Annotated in this window: 17 protein-coding genes and 4 tRNA genes; 17 read left to right on the top strand and 4 right to left on the bottom strand. The window is 54.0% G+C overall.

Translation table 11 applies throughout. The annotated features are described in order from the left end of the window. The first annotated feature begins 226 nt into the window (after window positions 1-226). The 17 genes from wecA to ABVN44_RS21770 all read left to right on the top strand — a co-directional run bounded on the left by wecA (window position 227) and on the right by ABVN44_RS21770 (window position 14494). Window positions 227-1330 carry a UDP-N-acetylglucosamine--undecaprenyl-phosphate N-acetylglucosaminephosphotransferase gene (gene wecA / locus ABVN44_RS21850; protein WP_000771937.1) on the top strand — a complete coding sequence of 368 codons (1104 nt, stop codon included), beginning with the start codon at window positions 227-229 and terminating at the stop codon, window positions 1328-1330. Window positions 1331-1341: 11 nt separating this feature from the next. After that, window positions 1342-2388, top strand: a complete 1047-nt coding sequence (gene wzzE / locus ABVN44_RS21845) for an ECA polysaccharide chain length modulation protein (protein WP_000193413.1) — start codon at window positions 1342-1344, stop codon at window positions 2386-2388. A 55-nt stretch (window positions 2389-2443) separates the two neighbouring features. After that, entirely contained in the window at window positions 2444-3574 is a 1131-nt protein-coding gene (gene wecB, locus ABVN44_RS21840) for a non-hydrolyzing UDP-N-acetylglucosamine 2-epimerase (RefSeq protein WP_000866676.1), read from the top strand. Beyond that, complete coding sequence (gene wecC, locus ABVN44_RS21835) at window positions 3571-4833, top strand: UDP-N-acetyl-D-mannosamine dehydrogenase (protein ID WP_000011236.1); 1263 nt, start codon at window positions 3571-3573, stop codon at window positions 4831-4833. Before wecB ends, wecC begins: the two co-directional genes overlap by 4 nt. After that, on the top strand, window positions 4833-5900 hold the full coding sequence (rffG, locus tag ABVN44_RS21830; protein ID WP_023232428.1) for a dTDP-glucose 4,6-dehydratase: 1068 nt from the start codon (window positions 4833-4835) through the stop codon (window positions 5898-5900). Before wecC ends, rffG begins: the two co-directional genes overlap by 1 nt. Beyond that, on the top strand, window positions 5843-6157 hold the full coding sequence (locus ABVN44_RS21825; RefSeq protein WP_223156439.1) for a sugar phosphate nucleotidyltransferase: 315 nt from the start codon (window positions 5843-5845) through the stop codon (window positions 6155-6157). Before rffG ends, ABVN44_RS21825 begins: the two co-directional genes overlap by 58 nt. Then, window positions 6135-6812, top strand: a complete 678-nt coding sequence (rffC, locus tag ABVN44_RS21820; RefSeq protein WP_001145154.1) for a dTDP-4-amino-4,6-dideoxy-D-galactose acyltransferase — start codon at window positions 6135-6137, stop codon at window positions 6810-6812. The genes ABVN44_RS21825 and rffC overlap by 23 nt, the downstream gene beginning before the upstream one ends. Before the next feature lie 4 nt (window positions 6813-6816). Further along, entirely contained in the window at window positions 6817-7947 is a 1131-nt protein-coding gene (rffA, locus tag ABVN44_RS21815) for a dTDP-4-amino-4,6-dideoxygalactose transaminase (RefSeq protein ID WP_000612080.1), read from the top strand. A 1-nt stretch (window position 7948) separates the two neighbouring features. Beyond that, complete coding sequence (gene wzxE / locus ABVN44_RS21810) at window positions 7949-9199, top strand: lipid III flippase WzxE (RefSeq protein ID WP_023232427.1); 1251 nt, start codon at window positions 7949-7951, stop codon at window positions 9197-9199. Continuing rightward, window positions 9196-10275, top strand: a complete 1080-nt coding sequence (locus tag ABVN44_RS21805) for a TDP-N-acetylfucosamine:lipid II N-acetylfucosaminyltransferase (RefSeq protein WP_023232426.1) — start codon at window positions 9196-9198, stop codon at window positions 10273-10275. Before wzxE ends, ABVN44_RS21805 begins: the two co-directional genes overlap by 4 nt. Beyond that, on the top strand, window positions 10272-11630 hold the full coding sequence (gene wzyE, locus ABVN44_RS21800; protein WP_000055611.1) for an ECA oligosaccharide polymerase: 1359 nt from the start codon (window positions 10272-10274) through the stop codon (window positions 11628-11630). The genes ABVN44_RS21805 and wzyE overlap by 4 nt, the downstream gene beginning before the upstream one ends. After that, window positions 11627-12367, top strand: coding sequence for a lipopolysaccharide N-acetylmannosaminouronosyltransferase (gene wecG / locus ABVN44_RS21795; RefSeq protein ID WP_000183621.1), 741 nt, complete (start codon window positions 11627-11629; stop codon window positions 12365-12367). The genes wzyE and wecG overlap by 4 nt, the downstream gene beginning before the upstream one ends. 206 nt (window positions 12368-12573) lie before the next feature. Further along, window positions 12574-13959 carry an amino acid permease gene (locus ABVN44_RS21790; protein WP_023232425.1) on the top strand — a complete coding sequence of 462 codons (1386 nt, stop codon included), beginning with the start codon at window positions 12574-12576 and terminating at the stop codon, window positions 13957-13959. A 102-nt stretch (window positions 13960-14061) separates the two neighbouring features. After that, window positions 14062-14138: transfer RNA gene (locus ABVN44_RS21785), tRNA-Arg, on the top strand. Between the two features lie 54 nt (window positions 14139-14192). Continuing rightward, window positions 14193-14268: transfer RNA gene (locus ABVN44_RS21780), tRNA-His, on the top strand. Between the two features lie 20 nt (window positions 14269-14288). Then, window positions 14289-14375 (top strand) — tRNA-Leu (locus tag ABVN44_RS21775). A gap of 42 nt (window positions 14376-14417) precedes the next feature. Beyond that, window positions 14418-14494, top strand: a tRNA-Pro gene (locus tag ABVN44_RS21770). 580 nt (window positions 14495-15074) lie between these two features. On the opposite strand, the gene hemY is transcribed toward ABVN44_RS21770, so the two are convergent. The 4 genes from hemY to hemC are packed head-to-tail and all read right to left on the bottom strand — an operon-like array spanning window position 15075 to window position 19143. After that, window positions 15075-16271: a protoheme IX biogenesis protein HemY gene (hemY, locus tag ABVN44_RS21765; protein WP_023602562.1), complete on the bottom strand. Its 1197-nt coding sequence runs from the start codon at window positions 16269-16271 to the stop codon at window positions 15075-15077. A gap of 2 nt (window positions 16272-16273) precedes the next feature. After that, window positions 16274-17443 carry a uroporphyrinogen-III C-methyltransferase gene (gene hemX / locus ABVN44_RS21760; protein WP_000138967.1) on the bottom strand — a complete coding sequence of 390 codons (1170 nt, stop codon included), beginning with the start codon at window positions 17441-17443 and terminating at the stop codon, window positions 16274-16276. Between the two features lie 21 nt (window positions 17444-17464). Then, on the bottom strand, window positions 17465-18205 hold the full coding sequence (gene hemD / locus ABVN44_RS21755; protein ID WP_000025494.1) for a uroporphyrinogen-III synthase: 741 nt from the start codon (window positions 18203-18205) through the stop codon (window positions 17465-17467). After that, complete coding sequence (gene hemC, locus ABVN44_RS21750; RefSeq protein ID WP_023232424.1) at window positions 18202-19143, bottom strand: hydroxymethylbilane synthase; 942 nt, start codon at window positions 19141-19143, stop codon at window positions 18202-18204. The genes hemD and hemC overlap by 4 nt, the downstream gene beginning before the upstream one ends. Between the last annotated feature and the right edge of the window lie 114 nt (window positions 19144-19257).

The following is a 19257-nucleotide window of genomic DNA, read 5'->3' as shown; positions in this document are numbered from 1 at the left end:
GGTCTTTACCTGAAAACGCCACGTTTTTACGTGGCGTTTTTGTTTTGCGATTCATCTTAGCGTCATGTCATATAAACTGGTCATCGGGATATGCGCTACAGAGTAACACCATGCACAATACACATTGTTTGCGGTAAAAAGTGTAATGTTCTAACAGGTCTCTTCTAGGAGCTGGCGTAACGCATTATACTTTAAGGAAATGATATATGCTGAGAGCACATACACTGTGAAGTTACTCACCGCTTTATCTGAGCTAATCAGTATTTTTTTATTCACGACCATTTTTATTTTTCTTGCGCGAAAAGTAGCCATAAAAATTGGTTTAGTGGATAAACCAAACTTTCGTAAACGACATCAGGGTGTTATCCCATTAGTCGGCGGGATTTCTGTGTTTGCAGGAATCTGCTTTATGTTTGGCCTCTCGGATTACTACATACCGCACTTATCGCTATATCTTATTTGCGCTGGTGTATTGGTTTTTGTTGGTGCGATGGATGACCGTTTTGATATCAGTGTAAAAATCCGTGCTGTGGTTCAGGCTGTTATTGCGGTTGTAATGATGGTTATCGCAAAACTTCACTTAGGTAGCCTTGGTTACATCTTTGGGCCTTGGGAGTTAGTGCTTGGCCCCTTTGGCTATTTCCTTACGCTGTTTGCGGTATGGGCGGCGATCAACGCTTTCAATATGGTTGACGGTATTGACGGCCTGCTGGGTGGGTTATCCAGCGTCTCATTTGCGGCGATGGGGCTGATTTTATGGTTTGATGGTCAGACTAGTCTGGCAATGTGGTGCTTTGCCATGATCGCCGCGATTCTGCCTTACATTATGCTTAATCTCGGTATTTTGGGGCGGCGTTATAAAGTCTTTATGGGCGATGCCGGTAGTACACTGATTGGCTTTACCGTCATCTGGCTCTTACTGGAAACGACGCAGGGGAAAACTCACTCTATCAGCCCGGTTACCGCGCTATGGATTATCGCTATTCCATTGATGGATATGGTGGCGATTATGTATCGCCGTCTGCGTAAAGGGATGAGCCCCTTTTCCCCTGATCGCCAACATATTCATCATTTGGTTATGCGAGCAGGGTTTACTTCCCGCCAGGCATTTGTTCTTATTACGCTCGCAGCGGCGATTCTGGCGGGAGTAGGCGTAACGGCAGAATACTCTCATTTTGTTCCTGAATGGGTTATGTTGGTGCTCTTTTTGCTAGCATTCTTCCTCTATGGCTACTGCATTAAGCGGGCCTGGAAGGTGGCGAGATTTATTAAGCGTGTGAAGCGTCGCCTGCGCAGGCAACGTGAGAACCGGCCAAACTTAACCAAGTAAATGAGGATACGATGACACAACCATTACCGGGGGCACGCGCGGTGAGCGCTGAAAATGAACTGGATATTCGCGGGTTGTTTCGTACTTTATGGGCTGGCAAATTCTGGATTATCGGCATTGGCCTGCTATTTGCCCTTATCGCGTTAGCCTATACCTTTTTTGCTCGTCAGGAGTGGAGTGCGACGGCGATCACCGATCGCCCAACCGTAAATATGTTGGGCGGTTATTACTCCCAGCAGCAGTTTCTGCGCAACCTGGATATTAAGACCGATCCTGCTTCTTCCGATAAGCCCTCGGTGATGGATGAAGCGTATAAAGAGTTCATCATGCAACTTGCCTCCTGGGATACGCGTCGCGATTTCTGGTTACAGACGGACTATTACAAGCAGCGAATGGTCGGGAATAGCAAAGCTGATGCGGCGATGCTTGATGAACTGATCAATAACATACAGTTTACGCCCGGCGATTTTACACGCGCCATCAACGACAATGTGAAGCTGATTGCTGAAACTGCGCCGGACGCCAATAATCTGCTGCGTCAGTATGTCGCATTCGCCAGCCAGCGGGCGGCGAGCCATCTGAATGATGAATTAAAAGGTGCCTGGGCTGCGCGTACCGTGCAGATGAAAGCCCAGGTCAAACGGCAGGAAGAGGTTGCGAAAGCGATCTATTCGCGTCGTGTAAACAGTATTGAGCAGGCGCTCAAAATTGCGGAACAACATAATATTTCTCGTAGCGCGACGGATGTCCCGGCAGATGAATTACCGGACTCAGAGCTTTTTTTACTCGGTCGCCCTATGTTGCAGGCGCGTCTTGAAAATCTGCAAGCGGTTGGCCCTGCGTTCGATTTGGACTACTTTCAAAATCGGGCAATGTTGAATACGCTTAATGTGGGGCCGACCCTGGACCCTCGTTTTCAGACCTATCGTTATTTGCGTACGCCGGAAGAACCGGTAAAACGTGATAGCCCACGCCGAGCCTTCCTGATGATTATGTGGGGTATCGTTGGGGCGCTAATCGGTGCGGGCGTTGCCTTAACCCGTCGCCGCACGATTTAGCAACACCTCTGCAGTAGGGGGCTGGGCCCCTACTGTCTATTCGAAGAGAATCGATGTGAAAGTACTGACTGTATTTGGTACACGACCGGAGGCCATTAAGATGGCGCCTCTGGTCCATGCGCTGGAAAAAGATCCTCATTTCGAGGCCAAAGTATGCGTTACTGCGCAGCATCGGGAGATGCTTGATCAGGTATTAACTCTTTTTTCTATTGTGCCTGATTTCGATCTCAACATTATGCAGCCGGGACAGGGGTTAACGGAAATTACCTGCCGAATTCTGGAGGGATTAAAGCCGATCCTGGCAGATTTTAAACCTGATGTGGTGCTGGTTCATGGAGATACCACCACTACGATTGCTACCAGCCTGGCGGCTTTCTATCAACGAATTCCGGTAGGGCACGTAGAAGCCGGGTTGCGAACCGGCGATCTCTATTCCCCCTGGCCGGAAGAGGCAAACCGCACGCTGACCGGACATCTGGCGATGTACCACTTTGCGCCGACGGAAAACTCGCGGCAGAATCTGTTGCGGGAGAACATTCCGGATGAGCGCATTTTTGTCACTGGCAATACCGTTATCGACGCGCTGATCTGGGTACGCGATCGCGTTCTGACGAGCGATACATTACAGGCTGAACTGGCCGAGCAGTATCCTTTCCTCAACGCGAATAAGAAGATGATTTTGGTGACCGGTCATCGGCGTGAAAGCTTTGGTCAGGGCTTTGAGCATATCTGCCAGGCGCTGGCGGAAATCGCCGCCGCGAACCAAAATGTGCAAATTGTCTATCCGGTGCATCTCAATCCCAACGTCAGCGAACCTGTCAACCGTATCCTTGGCCATGTTGAAAACGTGGTACTGATTGAGCCGCAGGACTACTTACCTTTTGTCTGGCTGATGAATCACGCCTGGCTCATTCTGACCGATTCCGGCGGTATTCAGGAAGAAGCGCCGTCATTAGGTAAGCCGGTATTGGTCATGCGTGAAACCACAGAGCGTCCGGAAGCCATTACCGCTGGTACGGTAAGACTGATCGGCACGGACTCCCGGCGCATTGTGGCGGAAGTTATGCGTCTGCTGCACGACGAAAATGAATATCAAACCATGAGCCGCGCCCATAATCCTTATGGTGACGGGCAATCATGCGCGCGCATTTTACAGGCGTTAAAAAGTTATCGGGTATCGTTATGAGTTTTACGACCATTTCTGTTATTGGGCTGGGGTATATCGGATTACCGACTGCGGCCGCTTTTGCTTCCCGCCAGAAGCAGGTTATCGGCGTGGATATCAACCAACATGCGGTAGACACCATAAATCGCGGTGAAATTCACATCGTGGAGCCGGCGTTGGGCAATGTGGTGAAGATGGCGGTGGAGGGCGGCTTTCTGCGTGCGACGACGACACCTGTCGAGGCCGATGCGTACCTGATTGCCGTGCCGACGCCATTCAAAGGCGATCACGACCCTGACATGGCCTATGTGGAAGCCGCGGCGAAATCCATTGCGCCGGTATTAAAAAAAGGGGCACTGGTGATTCTGGAATCAACATCGCCGGTCGGCGCAACGGAGCAAATGGCCGGCTGGCTGGCCGGGATGCGCCCGGATCTGACCTTTCCCCAGCAGGCGGGCGAGCAGGCCGACGTGAATATCGCCTATTGTCCGGAGCGTGTGCTGCCGGGTCAGGTGATGGTGGAACTTATTAAAAATGACCGCGTGATTGGCGGTATGACGCCAGTATGTTCGGCTCGCGCCAGCGCGCTGTACAAAATTTTCCTTGAGGGCGAATGCGTTGTCACCAACTCGCGCACCGCAGAGATGTGCAAGCTGACGGAAAATAGCTTCCGTGATGTGAATATCGCCTTTGCGAATGAATTGTCGCTGATTTGCGCCGAACAGGGGATTAACGTCTGGGAATTGATCCGCCTGGCGAACCGCCATCCGCGCGTCAATATTTTGCAGCCGGGCCCAGGCGTTGGCGGGCACTGCATTGCGGTCGATCCGTGGTTTATTGTGGCGCAAAATCCGCAGCAGGCGAGACTGATTCGCACCGCGCGTGAAGTGAACGACGGCAAACCGCACTGGGTGGTCGATCAGGTAAAAGCCGCGGTCGCAGATTGCCTGGCGGCCACCGATAAACGCGCCAGCGAAGTGAAAATCGCCTGTTTTGGGCTGGCCTTTAAGCCGAATATCGACGATCTGCGCGAAAGCCCGGCGATGGGGATCGCGCAAAGTATCGCCCGCTGGCACAGCGGCGAAACCCTGGTCGTCGAACCGAATATCCGTCAGTTGCCGAAAAAATTGGACGGACTTTGCACGCTGGCGAAACTGGACGCGGCGCTGGCCGCCGCCGATGTGCTGGTGATGCTGGTCGATCACGACGAATTTAAAGCGATTCCCGGCGATGCGGTTCATCAACGTTATGTGGTTGATACCAAAGGAGTCTGGCGCTGATGAAACGCATTCTGGTGACCGGCGGCGCAGGCTTTATCGGATCTGCGGTGGTGCGGCATATCATCCATGAAACGGCAGACGCGGTGGTGGTGGTGGATAAACTCACCTATGCGGGCAACCTGATGTCTCTGGCGTCGGTGGCGCAAAGCGACCGTTTCGCCTTTGAGAAGGTGGATATCTGCGATCGGGCATCACTGGAGCGAGTTTTCCAGCAATATCAGCCCGTTAGCGTGATGCACCTGGCGGCGGAAAGCCATGTAGACCGTTCCATCGACGGCCCGGCGGCGTTTATTGAAACGAATATCGTTGGTACTTACACCTTGCTGGAAGCCGCTCGCGCTTACTGGTCCGCGCTTGGCGCGGATGCTAAAGCGGCGTTCCGCTTCCACCATATCTCCACCGATGAAGTGTATGGCGATCTGCATACTGCAGACGATTTCTTCACCGAAACCACGCCATATGCGCCAAGCAGTCCTTATTCCGCCTCCAAAGCCAGCAGCGACCATCTGGTACGCGCCTGGTTACGTACCTACGGTCTGCCTACGCTTGTCACCAACTGCTCTAATAACTACGGGCCCTACCATTTCCCGGAAAAACTGATCCCTCTGATGATTCTGAACGCGCTGGCGGGTAAACCATTGCCGGTCTATGGCAACGGTCAGCAAATTCGCGACTGGCTGTATGTAGAGGATCATGCCCGTGCGTTGTATCACGTGGTGACGAACGGTGCGGTGGGCGAAACGTATAATATCGGCGGTCATAACGAACGTAAAAATCTGGATGTGGTCAGGACGATCTGCGCTCTGTTGGAGGAACTGGCCCCGCAAAAACCGCAGGGTGTGGCGAATTATCACGATCTGATTACCTTCGTCGACGATCGACCCGGCCATGACTTACGCTATGCCATCGACGCGTCGAAAATCGCCCGCGAGCTGGGCTGGACGCCGCAGGAAACCTTCGAAAGTGGGATGCGAAAAACCGTTCAGTGGTATCTCGCCAATGAGGCCTGGTGGAAACCCGTGCAGGATGGCAGTTATCAGGGCGAACGCTTAGGTCTGAAACGCTAAACGGCAGGTTCTTACTCCTGGAGGAGAAACGAATGAAAGGCATCATTCTGGCGGGAGGTTCCGGTACCCGGTTGCATCCCATTACGCACGGCGTATCAAAGCGCCAGGGTTTCAAAATTGCCTGTCTGGAGGAGATTGCCTGGCGCAACGGCTGGCTGGATGATGATGGTTTGAAACGCGCCGCCAGTCAGCTTGAAAAAACCGGCTATGGCCAATATTTACTGGAGTTGCTCCGTGCCCGTCCGCGCCAGTATTGAACCGTTACTCTGGGAAAATACGTTTTTTGGCGTGAATAGCGGCATTGTGCGTATCGATGCCTCAGCGCCCGAATTAACGCCAGAAGCGCTGCAGGCGTGGCAACGCGTGCAGGTAAAAGTGCCGGCTGAAAACATCGCCTGGCTGTCGGCGTTGCAATCGCTGGGATTCTCTTTGGTTGAAGGCGAGGTGGATTTTGCGTTGCCGGTAAAAGGGCATCGCGACCAGCATGGCGCGGAAATTGCACACCTTAAAGACATTCCTGCTTTGCGTCAGTTGGCCGGAGAGGCGTTTACGCAGAGTCGTTTTCGCGCGCCGTGGTATGCGCCCGACGCCAGCGCCCGTTTTTACGCCCAGTGGATTGAGAATGCGGTACGCGGCACATTTGATCACCAATGCCTGGTGCTTCGCACGGAGACAGGCGCTATCCGCGGTTACGTCTCGCTGCGGGAATTGAATGATACCGACGCGCGCATCGGTCTGTTGGCCGGACGCGGCGCGGGAGCGGAACTTATGCAGGCGGCGATCTGTTGGGCGCAGAGTCGCGGCAAAGCAACATTGCGGGTGGCGACCCAGTTGGGCAACACCGCCGCGCTTAAACGTTACATACAAAGCGGTGCCAACATCGAAAGCACTGCGTACTGGTTATACAGGTGACAACATGATTCCTTTTAATGCGCCGCCGGTGGTGGGAACCGAACTCGAATACATGCAGTCTGCAATGAGCAGCGGCAAACTGTGCGGCGACGGCGGCTTTACGCGTCGTTGCCAGCAGTGGCTGGAGCAACATTTCGGCAGCGCGAAGGTGTTGCTAACGCCTTCCTGTACCGCATCGCTGGAGATGGCGGCCCTGTTGTTGGATATTCAGCCCGGCGATGAAGTGATCATGCCGAGCTTTACGTTTGTCTCCACTGCTAACGCTTTTGTCCTGCGCGGCGCGAAAATTGTGTTTGTCGATATTCGTCCGGATACGATGAATATTGACGAAACGCTGATTGAGGCGGCGATTACTGATAAAACCCGTGCTATCGTGCCGGTACACTACGCTGGCGTCGCTTGTGAAATGGACGTCATCATGGCGCTGGCGGATAAGTATAATCTGTTCGTTGTCGAGGATGCCGCCCAGGGTGTGATGTCCACGTACAAAGGGCGCGCGTTAGGGACGATCGGTCACATCGGCTGTTTTAGCTTCCATGAAACCAAAAATTACACCGCTGGCGGCGAAGGCGGCGCGACGCTGATCAACGATCGTACGCTAATTGAACGCGCGGAGATCATCCGCGAAAAAGGCACCAACCGTAGCCAGTTCTTCCGTGGTCAGGTGGACAAATACACCTGGCGGGATATCGGCTCCAGTTATTTGATGTCCGATCTGCAGGCTGCCTATCTGTGGGCGCAACTGGAGGCCGCCGATCGTATCAATCAACAGCGTCTGTCGCTGTGGCAGACTTACTACGATGCGTTAACGCCGCTGGCGCGCGCCGGGCGTATCGAGCTGCCTTCTATTCCGGAAAACTGCGGGCATAATGCCCATATGTTTTACATCAAACTGCGGGATATCGCCGATCGCAGCGCGCTGATTAATTTCCTGAAAGAGGCGGAAATCATGGCGGTATTCCATTACATTCCGCTGCATGATTGTCCGGCGGGCGATAAATTCGGCGAGTTTATCGGGGACGATGTCTACACCACAAAAGAGAGCGAACGTTTGCTGCGTCTGCCGCTGTTTTATAACCTTGCGCCCGTCGATCAACGAACGGTGATTACTACCTTGCTAAATTATTTCTCCTGATATGTCGCTTGCTAAAGCCTCCCTGTGGACGGCGGTCAGTACGCTGGTAAAAATTGGCGCCGGACTGCTGGTGGTGAAACTACTGGCCGTCTCTTTTGGTCCGTCGGGCGTCGGACAAGCGGGTAACTTCCGCCAGATGATCACCGTGCTGGGCGTATTGGCTGGCGCCGGGATATTTAACGGCGTTACCAAACTCGTCGCACAACATCATGATGACCCGGCGCAGTTACGTACCGTGGTGGGAACCTCCTCCGCGATGGTATTGGGGTTCTCTACGCTGCTGGCGCTGGTCTTCCTGCTGGCGGCGGCGCCGATTAGCCAGGGATTGTTCGGTCACACGAACTATCAAGGGCTGGTGCGTCTGGTTGCGCTGGTACAAATGGGGATCGCCTGGGCGAACCTGCTGCTGGCGCTAATGAAGGGCTTTCGTGACGCGTCGGGTAATGCCTTATCGTTAATTGTCGGCAGCTTTTTGGGCGTCGCCGCCTGGTATCTCTGTTACCGTGTCGGCGGCTATGAAGGCGCTCTGCTTGGCCTGGCGCTGGTGCCGGCGCTGGTGGTAGTGCCAGCCGGTATAATACTGATTAAGCGCGGCACCGTCCCGCTACGCTATCTCAAGCCCTCTTGGGACAACGGTCTGGCAGGGCAGCTCAGTAAATTTACCCTGATGGCGCTGATTACCTCCGTTACGATGCCGGTCGCCTATGTGATGATGCGAAACCAACTGGCCGCGCACTATAGCTGGAGCGATGTCGGGATCTGGCAGGGCGTAAGCAGTATTTCTGACGCCTATCTGCAATTTATCACCGCCTCCTTCAGCGTTTACCTGTTACCCACGCTCTCACGCCTGACGGAAAAACAGGACATTACGCGTGAAGTGGTAAAAGCGCTGAAATTTGTTTTACCGGCGGTTGCGGCGGCGAGTTTTACCGTCTGGCTACTGCGCGATTTTGCTATCTGGCTGCTTTTTTCCGCCAAATTCACCGCGATGCGCGATCTGTTCGCCTGGCAGTTAGTGGGCGACGTGCTGAAAGTCGGCGCCTATGTTTTCGGTTATCTGGTGATTGCCAAAGCGTCGTTGCGATTTTACATTCTGGCTGAAATTAGCCAGTTCATTCTGTTAACGGCGTTCGCTCACTGGCTGATTCCCGCTCACGGCGCGCTGGGTGCGGCACAGGCTTATATGGCCACCTATATTGTCTATTTTTCACTTTGTTGCGGCGTATTTTTACTCTGGCGTAGGCGAGCATGACTGTACTGATTCACGTCCTGGGATCGGATATCCCTCACCATAACCACACCGTGCTGCGGTTTTTCAATGATACGCTGGCCGCCACAAGCGAGCACGCGCGCGAATTTATGGTTGCCGGCGAAGATAACGGTTTCACGGAAAGCTGTCCGGCGCTCTCGCTTCGTTTTTATGGCAGTAAGAAAGCGTTGGCGCAGGCGGTCATCGCCAAAGCGAAAGCAAATCGTCGACAGAGATTCTTCTTTCACGGTCAGTTCAACACCAGCCTGTGGCTGGCGCTGTTAAGCGGCGGTATTAAGCCAGCTCAGTTTTACTGGCATATCTGGGGCGCGGATCTCTACGAAGTGTCCCACGGGCTGAAATTCCGCCTTTTCTACCCGCTTCGTCGTATCGCGCAGGGGCGAGTAGGATGCGTATTCGCGACGCGAGGCGATCTCAGCTATTTTGCGCGTCAGCATCCGAACGTACGCGGCGAGTTGCTCTATTTCCCGACGCGCATGGATCCTTCCCTGAATGCTATGGCAAAAGAGCGCCAACGTGCGGGGAAATTGACCATTTTGGTAGGGAACTCCGGCGATCGCAGTAACCAACATATTGCGGCGTTACGGGCGGTGTATCAGCAGTTTGGCGACACGGTAAACGTGGTGGTGCCGATGGGCTATCCGGCCAATAACCAGGACTATATTGATGAGGTTCGTCAGGCCGGTCTGGCGCTATTTAGCGCCGAAAATTTACAAATTCTTAGCGAAAAAATGGAATTTGATGCCTATCTTGCGCTGTTGCGCCAGTGCGACCTCGGTTATTTTATTTTTGCCCGCCAACAGGGGATCGGGACGTTATGTCTGCTAATTCAGGCCGATATCCCGTGCGTACTGAATCGCGACAATCCTTTCTGGCAGGATATGGCGGAACAGCATCTGCCCGTCCTGTTTACCACGGACGATCTTAATGAGCAGGTCGTGCGCGAGGCGCAGCGTCAGCTCGCATCGGTAGATAAAAGCGGCATCACCTTCTTTAGCCCCAACTACCTGCAACCGTGGCATAATGCGTTGAGAATCGCCGCAGGAGAAGCCGAATGAGTTTAATGCAATTCAGCGGGCTGCTGGTGGTCTGGCTGCTCTCTACGCTGTTTATCGCCACGCTGACCTGGTTTGAATTCCGCCGCGTGCGTTTTAACTTCAACGTTTTCTTTTCGTTGCTGTTTTTGTTGACCTTCTTTTTTGGTTTTCCGCTAACCAGCGTGCTGGTATTTCGTTTCGACGTTGGCGTCGCGCCGCCGGAAATCTTATTGCAGGCTCTATTATCCGCCGCCTGTTTCTACGGCGTGTATTACGTGACCTATAAAACGCGTTTACGCAAACGCGTTGTGGATGTACCACGCAAGCCGCTATTTACCATGAACCGGGTGGAAACCCACCTTACCTGGGTGATCCTGATGGGCATCGCGCTGGTGAGCGTGGCGATTTTCTTTATGCATAACGGCTTTTTGCTGTTCCGGCTGCACTCCTACAGCCAGATCTTTTCCAGCGAAGTCTCCGGCGTGGCGTTAAAACGGTTCTTCTATTTCTTCATTCCGGCGATGCTGGTGGTCTATTTCCTGCGCCAGGACAGCAAAGCGTGGCTGTTCTTTCTGGTGAGCACCGTCGCGTTTGGCCTGTTGACCTACATGATTGTCGGCGGCACGCGCGCCAACATCATTATTGCGTTTGCTATCTTCCTGTTTATCGGCATTATTCGGGGCTGGATCAGCCTGTGGATGCTGGTGGCGGCGGGCGTGCTGGGGATTGTCGGTATGTTCTGGCTGGCGCTCAAACGCTACGGATTAAATGTGAGCGGCGATGAGGCGTTCTATACGTTTCTTTATCTGACGCGCGATACCTTTTCGCCGTGGGAGAATCTGGCGCTGCTGTTGCAAAATTACCACAATATCGATTTTCAGGGGCTGGCCCCTATCGTGCGTGATTTCTACGTCTTTATTCCCACCTGGTTATGGCCGGGACGACCCAGTATCGTGCTGAATTCTGCGAATTACTTCACCTGGGAAGTCCTGAACAACCATTCTGGCCTGGCGATATCGCCAACGCTTATCGGATCGCTGGTGGTCATGGGCGGGGCGCTGTTTATTCCGCTCGGCGCGATCGTCGTCGGGCTGATTATCAAATGGTTCGACTGGCTGTATGAACTGGGTAACCGGGAGCCCAATCGCTATAAGGCGGCGATTCTGCACAGTTTCTGCTTTGGTGCCATCTTTAATATGATTGTGCTGGCGCGAGAAGGGCTGGATTCGTTTGTTTCGCGCGTGGTTTTCTTCCTGGTGGTTTTTGGCGCCAGCCTGCTGGTCGCTAAGCTTCTGTTCTGGTTATTTGATAGCGCCGGACTGATTCATAAACGTACAACTTCGCTCCCTCAGGCACAGGTGGAAGGAAAACTATGACCAATAATGCCGCTGCGCCCCTTTACTCGCTGCGCGGGTTACCTCTGATTGGCTGGCGCGACATGTCACATGCGCTGAATTATCTGTTTGCCGATGGTCAACTGAAGCAAGGCACGTTGGTGGCGATCAACGCCGAAAAGCTGCTGACGGCGGAAGATAATCCGGAAGTCCGCGCGTTGATAGCAGCGGCGGAATTTAAATATGCCGATGGCATCAGCGTGGTGCGTTCAATACGTAAAAAATTTCCGCAGGCGCAGGTTTCTCGTGTGGCTGGCGCCGACCTTTGGGAAGCGTTAATGGCGCGCGCGGGGAAAGAAGGCACGCCGGTATTTCTTGTCGGCGGCAAGCCTGAGGTGCTGGCGCAGACGGAAGCAAAACTGCGGACGCAGTGGAACGTCAATATTGTGGGTAGCCAGGACGGTTACTTTACGCCGGAGCAGCGTCAGGCGCTATTTGCGCGTATCCATGCCAGCGGCGCGAAAATTGTCACCGTCGCGATGGGATCGCCAAAACAGGAATTGCTAATGCGCGATTGTCGGGAAGTGCATCCCCATGCGTTATATATGGGGGTGGGCGGGACCTATGATGTGTTTACTGGTCACGTCAAACGCGCTCCAAAAATATGGCAGAACCTGGGACTGGAGTGGTTGTATCGTCTGCTTTCTCAACCGAGGCGTATTACCCGCCAGATGCGCCTGCTGCGCTATCTTCGCTGGCACTATACTGGCGATCTCTAATTCTCCCTTCTGATGACTTGAGCAGCGGATTGTGCTTATGGTGCTGCTCATTTACAACATAATCGATGATTTCTTACACAATAAGTGCATTTTTTTAATGCTCCATTTGCCATTTGTCCAAATTTAAGAAAATATTCGCAACAATCGATGTACCCATAACAATAACCGGTACTACCGGAACCGTTGCAAACACGACATGAGGATTTATGGCAGAGAAAAAACCGGAGCTACAGCGTGGGCTGGAAGCTCGTCATATTGAATTGATTGCCCTCGGGGGCACCATCGGCGTCGGACTCTTTATGGGCGCCGCCAGTACGCTTAAATGGGCGGGCCCGTCAGTGCTGCTGGCGTATATCATCGCCGGATTGTTCGTCTTTTTCATCATGCGTTCGATGGGGGAGATGCTCTTTCTGGAACCTGTTACCGGCTCCTTTGCCGTGTACGCCCACCGGTATATGAGTCCTTTTTTTGGCTATCTTACCGCCTGGTCATACTGGTTTATGTGGATGGCGGTCGGGATCTCGGAAATTACCGCCATTGGGGTCTACGTCCAGTTCTGGTTTCCGGAGATGGCGCAGTGGATACCGGCGCTGATTGCCGTCGGACTGGTTGCGTTGGCGAATTTGGCTGCGGTGCGCCTGTATGGTGAAATCGAATTCTGGTTTGCGATGATCAAAGTCACCACGATTATTGTGATGATCATCATCGGTCTGGGGGTGATTTTCTTCGGCTTTGGTAACGGCGGCCAGGCGATTGGCTTTGGTAATCTGACCGAGCATGGCGGCTTTTTTGCCGGCGGCTGGAAAGGCTTTCTGACCGCATTATGTATCGTGGTGGCCTCTTATCAAGGGGTTGAGTTGATCGGTATTACCGCCGGTGAAGCGAAGAATCCGCAGGTGACGTTGCGTAGCGCGGTGGGTAAAGTGCTGTGGCGTATCCTGATTTTTTATGTTGGCGCGATTTTCGTGATCGTCACCATTTTCCCGTGGAATGAGATTGGCAGCACCGGCAGCCCCTTTGTGCTCACCTTCGCGAAAATCGGCATCACCGCCGCGGCAGGCATTATCAACTTTGTCGTGCTGACGGCGGCGCTCTCCGGCTGTAACAGCGGAATGTATAGCTGTGGGCGTATGCTTTACGCGCTGGCGAAAAACCGTCAACTGCCGGCGGCAGTCGCGAAAGTCTCTCGCCACGGCGTGCCGGTCGCGGGCGTGGCGCTCTCTATTTTGATTTTGCTGGTAGGCTCTTGCCTGAACTACATCATCCCCAATCCGCAGCGCGTCTTTGTTTACGTTTATAGCGCCAGCGTACTGCCGGGGATGGTGCCGTGGTTTGTCATTCTGATTAGCCAACTGCGCTTTCGTCGGGCGCATAAAGAAGCGATTGCGGATCATCCTTTTCGTTCCATTATGTTTCCGTGGGCGAACTATTTGACGATGGCGTTTCTGGTTTGCGTTTTAATCGGCATGTACTTTAATGAAGATACGCGCATGTCGCTGTTTGTCGGCGTCATCTTCCTGCTGGCCGTCACGCTGGTCTACAAAGTTTTCGGTCTGAATCGTCACGGAACCGCCCACAAGGTGGGGGAATAAGCGCCAAAATGCGCAAAGCATAACCAAACGCGCATTTTATTTAAAAAGGCACTGGACAGCGGGGTGTGAAGTCCGTATTATCCACCCCCGCAACGGCGCTAAGCGCCCGTAGCTCAGCTGGATAGAGCGCTGCCCTCCGGAGGCAGAGGTCTCAGGTTCGAATCCTGTCGGGCGTACCATTTATTTAGGTGCTTGAGCTGCGGTGGTTTAATACCGCGTAAAAAGTTTCAGTGGTGGCTATAGCTCAGTTGGTAGAGCCCTGGATTGTGATTCCAGTTGTCGTGGGTTCGAATCCCATTAGCCACCCCATTAATATAGAGTTGTGAAACGCGAAGGTGGCGGAATTGGTAGACGCGCTAGCTTCAGGTGTTAGTGTCCTTACGGACGTGGGGGTTCAAGTCCCCCCCCTCGCACCACGACTCAATGAATTGAACTAAAAATTCAAAAAAGCAGTATATCGGCGAGTAGCGCAGCTTGGTAGCGCAACTGGTTTGGGACCAGTGGGTCGGAGGTTCGAATCCTCTCTCGCCGACCAATTTTGAACCCCGCTTCGGCGGGGTTTTTTGTTTTCTGTTCATTTTCAACCCCTTATCCCGCACGTGTTGCCATTATGGTTTATTGGCGATATCCCAGGCTTCATTTGTCGCTATTCGGTGACGAATAATCTATTGATTTATAATCACTTTATAAAAGCATCCTGTTCTGTCTCCGCCGGGCGACACGCTAAAACCTCGCCAGCGGCGGGGGGATGACAATCGCGTGAATTCTCTACGTTTTTTTAATGCCTGCGCCTGTTTTTTAGCGGTGCAAAGATGGCACGTTATGTGCAATAATGTACGGGTAGATGCTCATTCCATCTCTTATGTTCGCCTTCTGGCCTCATAAACTCAGGAATGATGCAGAGCCGTTTACGGTGCTTATCGTCCACTGACAGATGTCGCTTACGCCTCATCAAACACCCTGGACACAACGTTGAGTGAAGCACCCCTTTATGTTGTCATACAGACCTTTTTTGACGCCTGCCCCTTAACCGGGCAGGCGTTTTTTTATGCATCCCGAATGATTTTGTGTAGGCGGTAAGCCCGGTAAGCGAAGCGCCACCGGGCAAGAGGGAATTACTGCGGGGGATTGTTCTGTAATGTCAGCATCAAGCCGTCGCGCCGCATGGCGGCAGCCTCTTCCGGTTGATGCAGTCGATCAAGCGCATCGGCAAGCCAGGCATAATCATACGCGTCCGGGCGTTGTTTCAGCGCGGCGCGGAAAGCCAGAGTCGCCTCCTGCCATTCACCGTGTTTCATTAGCGACTGGCCGAGCGTGCTCCATAACAGCGGGCGATCGCCTACCGTCTTGATTTGCTGGCGCAGCACTTTCTCCAGTTGTTCCGGATTATTGGTTCTGAGGCGAGGAATGGGCAGCACCAGCCGATCGTCATACTGGCGTTTCAGACCGTCGATGATAATCTGCTGCGCCATATCATGATCGTCACACTCGATCAGATGCTCGGCCATTGCGACCTGCAGCGCCACCTGATGGCGGGTTTTACGGCTTTGGTTTTTCCACCAGGTGCGTAATCCTTCACTGCCCTGCTCGGCACGCGCCTGATCCATGAGTCCTATCCACGCCTGTTGTTCGAGCATGGCGCGATGCGCTTCATCGCCGACGTGCGCTTTCGCCATGGATGGGATGATATCCAGTAACGAACTCCATGCGCTGGTGCGAATATAGGCCTGCTCCGCCAGACGCAGAACTTCCGGGTGACGCGGCGTGACCTCCAGCAGTTTGTCCACGCCGTGACGCGCTGCGTGATTTTCATTGCGCGCCAGCTGTAAGCGCACGCGCGTGATCTCGACCGGGATGGTGTCGTTCCCCGCCAGCTCTGCCGCACGTTCAAGGTGCTGATTAGCGCGTGCTTCATCGCCGCGCTGCTGCGCCGCTTCTGCCGCCAGCAGATAATTTACCACCGGTTGTTCAGCATGGTCGGCGTTTTTTGACATCAGCTTTTCCACCTGCTGATAGTCGCCCTCCGCCAGCTTCAGCAGCGCCTGTTCGGTCTGCTTGCGGGCGCGACGGCGTTTACGGCCGGCAAACCAACCGCGGGTGTGCGCGCCGGTACGAAACAGACGGCGTAGTAACCACTCAATGGCGAATAGCACCACCATAGCGACGATGAGAATGATCGCCAGTCCGGTGACGCTGGTTTCAATGTTGTAGGTATCGGTCTGGATTAACACATAGCCCTGGTGACCGGCTATCATCGGGCCGACCACGATACCCGCGAGCAACAACACAAAGAGCAATAATACTTTTAGCATCATTATTCTCCTTGCGGCGCGGCTGCCGGAGCGTCTGTCTGCGTGGCAGGCGCTGCCGTAGAGACTGTCGGTTGCGCCAGCAGATTACGCACGCGGGTTTGCATCAGTTTTTCAAGAATCGCCTGGCTTCCCAGAGTTTCCGGCAGATCCATCGTGATATTTTGCTGGCTTAATTTATCGACCTCCTCCAGGAAGGCTTTTGTCGCGGCGTCGTCAGTATCGTAATAAGCGCGAACCCAGGTCGAAACGTTATCCAGCGCCTGACGGTATGTTTCTTCCTGATGGCGTGGCACGGCCTGCGCGGCGACTAACAGGCGGGAGCGAATATTTTCGCGTAAATAGACGTCCTGGTTGGGTGCCAACAGCGGTACGGCGGTATCATCGCGGCGACGAATGGTAATAAAGCTGTCCATAAAGTTCTGCCAGCTTTTTTGCAGGTTAACGCGCCATTCGCTTAGCGAGCTGGACAGCTCGCTGCTGTCTGAATCCATCGGCGAACCATCGGTATCGTTATCCGCCAGACGCAGGTTATCGATTTGGTTAGAGAGCTGATTGAGTTTGAGAATAATGCCGTCGTAGTCGATCTGCGCAACGGATGACAGGCTGGCGATATCGTCAGTAATCGCGCGTCGTGCGGTAATCAGGCTGGGGTCATTCATGTCCGCCAGACTGGCGTCAGCGCTTTTGAGCAGCGCAGCGGCGGTAGTGACGTCCTGATCGCTCCATAGCTTGCGTCCGGCGAGTTTCACCAGGAAATCAGCCTGCGCCAGCAGCCAGGTTTTAGCATCGCTGCCGGAAATAGTGGCGACTTTTTGTTGTACTTCATCAAGCTGTTTCGCCAGCGCCGCCTGTTGGCGATTCGCGTCTTCTAACTGCGCCGCTTGTTTTTTGATAATCCCTTCCAGCTCCGCTTTTTGGCTCTCCTGCGCCTTTTGCAAGGCGGTCAGTTGCGTCGCCAGCGCATCGCTGGTTTCCGTTTGCGCGGTTGCTTGCTGTTTCCCCCAGCCATAAAGCCCAATACCTGCCGCCAGGGCAATCGCAATCGCCACCGCGCTTAATACCAGCGCGGCGCCGTTCTTACTTTTTTTCTCGGTATTAACTGGCTGTGGCGTGGTTTCCACGCTCTCCCTGGTCTCATCAACCACGGCGGAGGATTTTTCTTGTTCCGTCATTATGGCATCCCATTATGAGAGTTATTGTAATGCGCGCAACAGCGCATCGTTGTCGGCGTTATCAGCGACCTTAATATCTTGCCAGCCCAGCTCCCGGGCGAGGTGCGCCAGACGTTCACTGACGACCAATAGCCGACAGCGTAGTAACCAGTGCTCACGATACCACTCGGGAGTCAGCGACCAGAGCCGTTGCAACATCTCGCCGCTGGTAACAACAAGCGTTGTTACGCCGCGAGTATGCCAGCGCATCGCTTCTTCCGCGCCATCGTAATGTTTCGCACATCGTTGATAACATTCACAAAAACTGACTTCGGCTCCGCGAGCTGTCAGGGTTTCGCCCAGCAGTTCGCGGCCGCCATTGCCACGCAAAATCAGCGCGCGTTTGCCCGCAATATTTTGTAATTCAGGTAATTGTAGCAAGGCTTCGCTGATTTCCCGATCCAATGGATAACGAATATCGAACCCGCTAACGGTATGAAGGGCGAGCGCCGTGGTGCGGCCAATCGCGAAATAGCGCGGCGACGCAGGCCAGTTTCGGCCATCCCGCTGGAGCTGGGCGTGAGCAAAGGCGACGGCGTGCTGTGAAAGGGCAAAAACCAGATCGTTTTCCGTCAGTGTCGCCAGGCGGTCGGCCAGGGTGGGTAGCTCCCGGCCGGCGACAAATTCAATCAGTGGAAAACTCCAGGCCACCTGCCCCAGTGCGCGCAGACGGCTCACTAACGCTTCCCCTGCGGGAGAGGGGCGGGTGATCAGAATACTCATGCGGGCGTCTCGCCGTTATAAACTTCCGTCAGAATCGCGCGTGCGCCGTTTTCCAGCAGTTCCTCTGCAAGCGAGATGCCCATTTGCTCCGCCTGCCCGGGAGAACCACGACGTTCGCCGCGCACCATCACCGAACCGTCCGGCGCGCCAACCAGCGCGCGTAGCCAAATTTCACCGTTGATGATTTCTGCATAGCTGCCAATCGGCACCTGACAACCGCCTTCCAGGCGGGTGTTCATAGCGCGTTCCGCCGTTACGCGCAGCGCGGTTTGCGAGTGATTCAACGGTGCGAGCAGCGCCTGCGTTCGCGCGTCGTCAAGACGACACTCAATCCCGACGGCGCCCTGGCCTACGGCAGGAAGCGAAACGTCGGGCGGCAAGGCTGTGCGAATGCGCGACTCCAGACCTAAGCGTTTCAGACCGGCCACGGCCAGGATAATGGCGTCATAGTCGCCGTTGTCCAGCTTGCCGAGACGTGTGCCGACGTTGCCGCGCAACGAACGGATAATGAGGTCCGGACGGCGTTCCGCCAGTTGACACTGACGACGCAAACTGGACGTCCCGACGATACTACCCGCGGGCAGATCGTCCAGACTGTGATATTTATTCGAGACAAACGCGTCGCGCGGATCTTCGCGCTCGCAAATGGTCACCAGACCGAGACCGTCCGGGAAGGCCACCGGAACGTCTTTCATAGAGTGCACGGCGATATCAGCGCGCTTTTCCAGCAGCGCGATTTCAAGCTCTTTAACAAACAGTCCCTTACCGCCCACTTTCGCCAGGGGAGTATCGAGAATCACGTCGCCGCGTGTGACCATCGGCACCAGTTCTACTGTCAGTCCCGGATGGGTTGCCATCAATGCGTCTTTGACATAATGTGCCTGCCAAAGCGCAAGGGGACTTTGGCGTGTGGCAATTCTTAAAACATTGTCTAACATGCTTGTTACCGTCATTATCAATCATTGACCATCCTAACATCCTTATAGAGAGTATGTTAGTTTTCCGGTCACCGTGAGTGAGAGGATAAGGCGCAGTGTCGTCAATGACAGTGA

The sequence above is a fragment of the Salmonella sp. SJTUF15570 genome (assembly GCF_043357055.1).
Classification (GTDB): Bacteria; Pseudomonadota; Gammaproteobacteria; order Enterobacterales; family Enterobacteriaceae; genus Salmonella; species Salmonella enterica.
Note: the sequence above shows the minus strand (reverse complement) of the source record. Positions and strands in the feature narration are given on the sequence as shown.

Coding starts and splice junctions, on each gene's coding strand:
- hemD (WP_000025494.1), bottom strand. CDS start 18,205: ATGAGTATTCTGATCACCCGCCCCTCTCCCGCAGGGGAAGCGTTAGTG.
- rffG (WP_023232428.1), top strand. CDS start 4,833: ATGAAACGCATTCTGGTGACCGGCGGCGCAGGCTTTATCGGATCTGCG.
- hemX (WP_000138967.1), bottom strand. CDS start 17,443: ATGACGGAACAAGAAAAATCCTCCGCCGTGGTTGATGAGACCAGGGAG.
- wecG (WP_000183621.1), top strand. CDS start 11,627: ATGACCAATAATGCCGCTGCGCCCCTTTACTCGCTGCGCGGGTTACCT.
- wzzE (WP_000193413.1), top strand. CDS start 1,342: ATGACACAACCATTACCGGGGGCACGCGCGGTGAGCGCTGAAAATGAA.
- wecC (WP_000011236.1), top strand. CDS start 3,571: ATGAGTTTTACGACCATTTCTGTTATTGGGCTGGGGTATATCGGATTA.
- hemC (WP_023232424.1), bottom strand. CDS start 19,143: ATGTTAGACAATGTTTTAAGAATTGCCACACGCCAAAGTCCCCTTGCG.
- wzyE (WP_000055611.1), top strand. CDS start 10,272: ATGAGTTTAATGCAATTCAGCGGGCTGCTGGTGGTCTGGCTGCTCTCT.
- ABVN44_RS21790 (WP_023232425.1), top strand. CDS start 12,574: ATGGCAGAGAAAAAACCGGAGCTACAGCGTGGGCTGGAAGCTCGTCAT.
- rffA (WP_000612080.1), top strand. CDS start 6,817: ATGATTCCTTTTAATGCGCCGCCGGTGGTGGGAACCGAACTCGAATAC.
- hemY (WP_023602562.1), bottom strand. CDS start 16,271: ATGCTAAAAGTATTATTGCTCTTTGTGTTGTTGCTCGCGGGTATCGTG.
- wzxE (WP_023232427.1), top strand. CDS start 7,949: ATGTCGCTTGCTAAAGCCTCCCTGTGGACGGCGGTCAGTACGCTGGTA.
- ABVN44_RS21805 (WP_023232426.1), top strand. CDS start 9,196: ATGACTGTACTGATTCACGTCCTGGGATCGGATATCCCTCACCATAAC.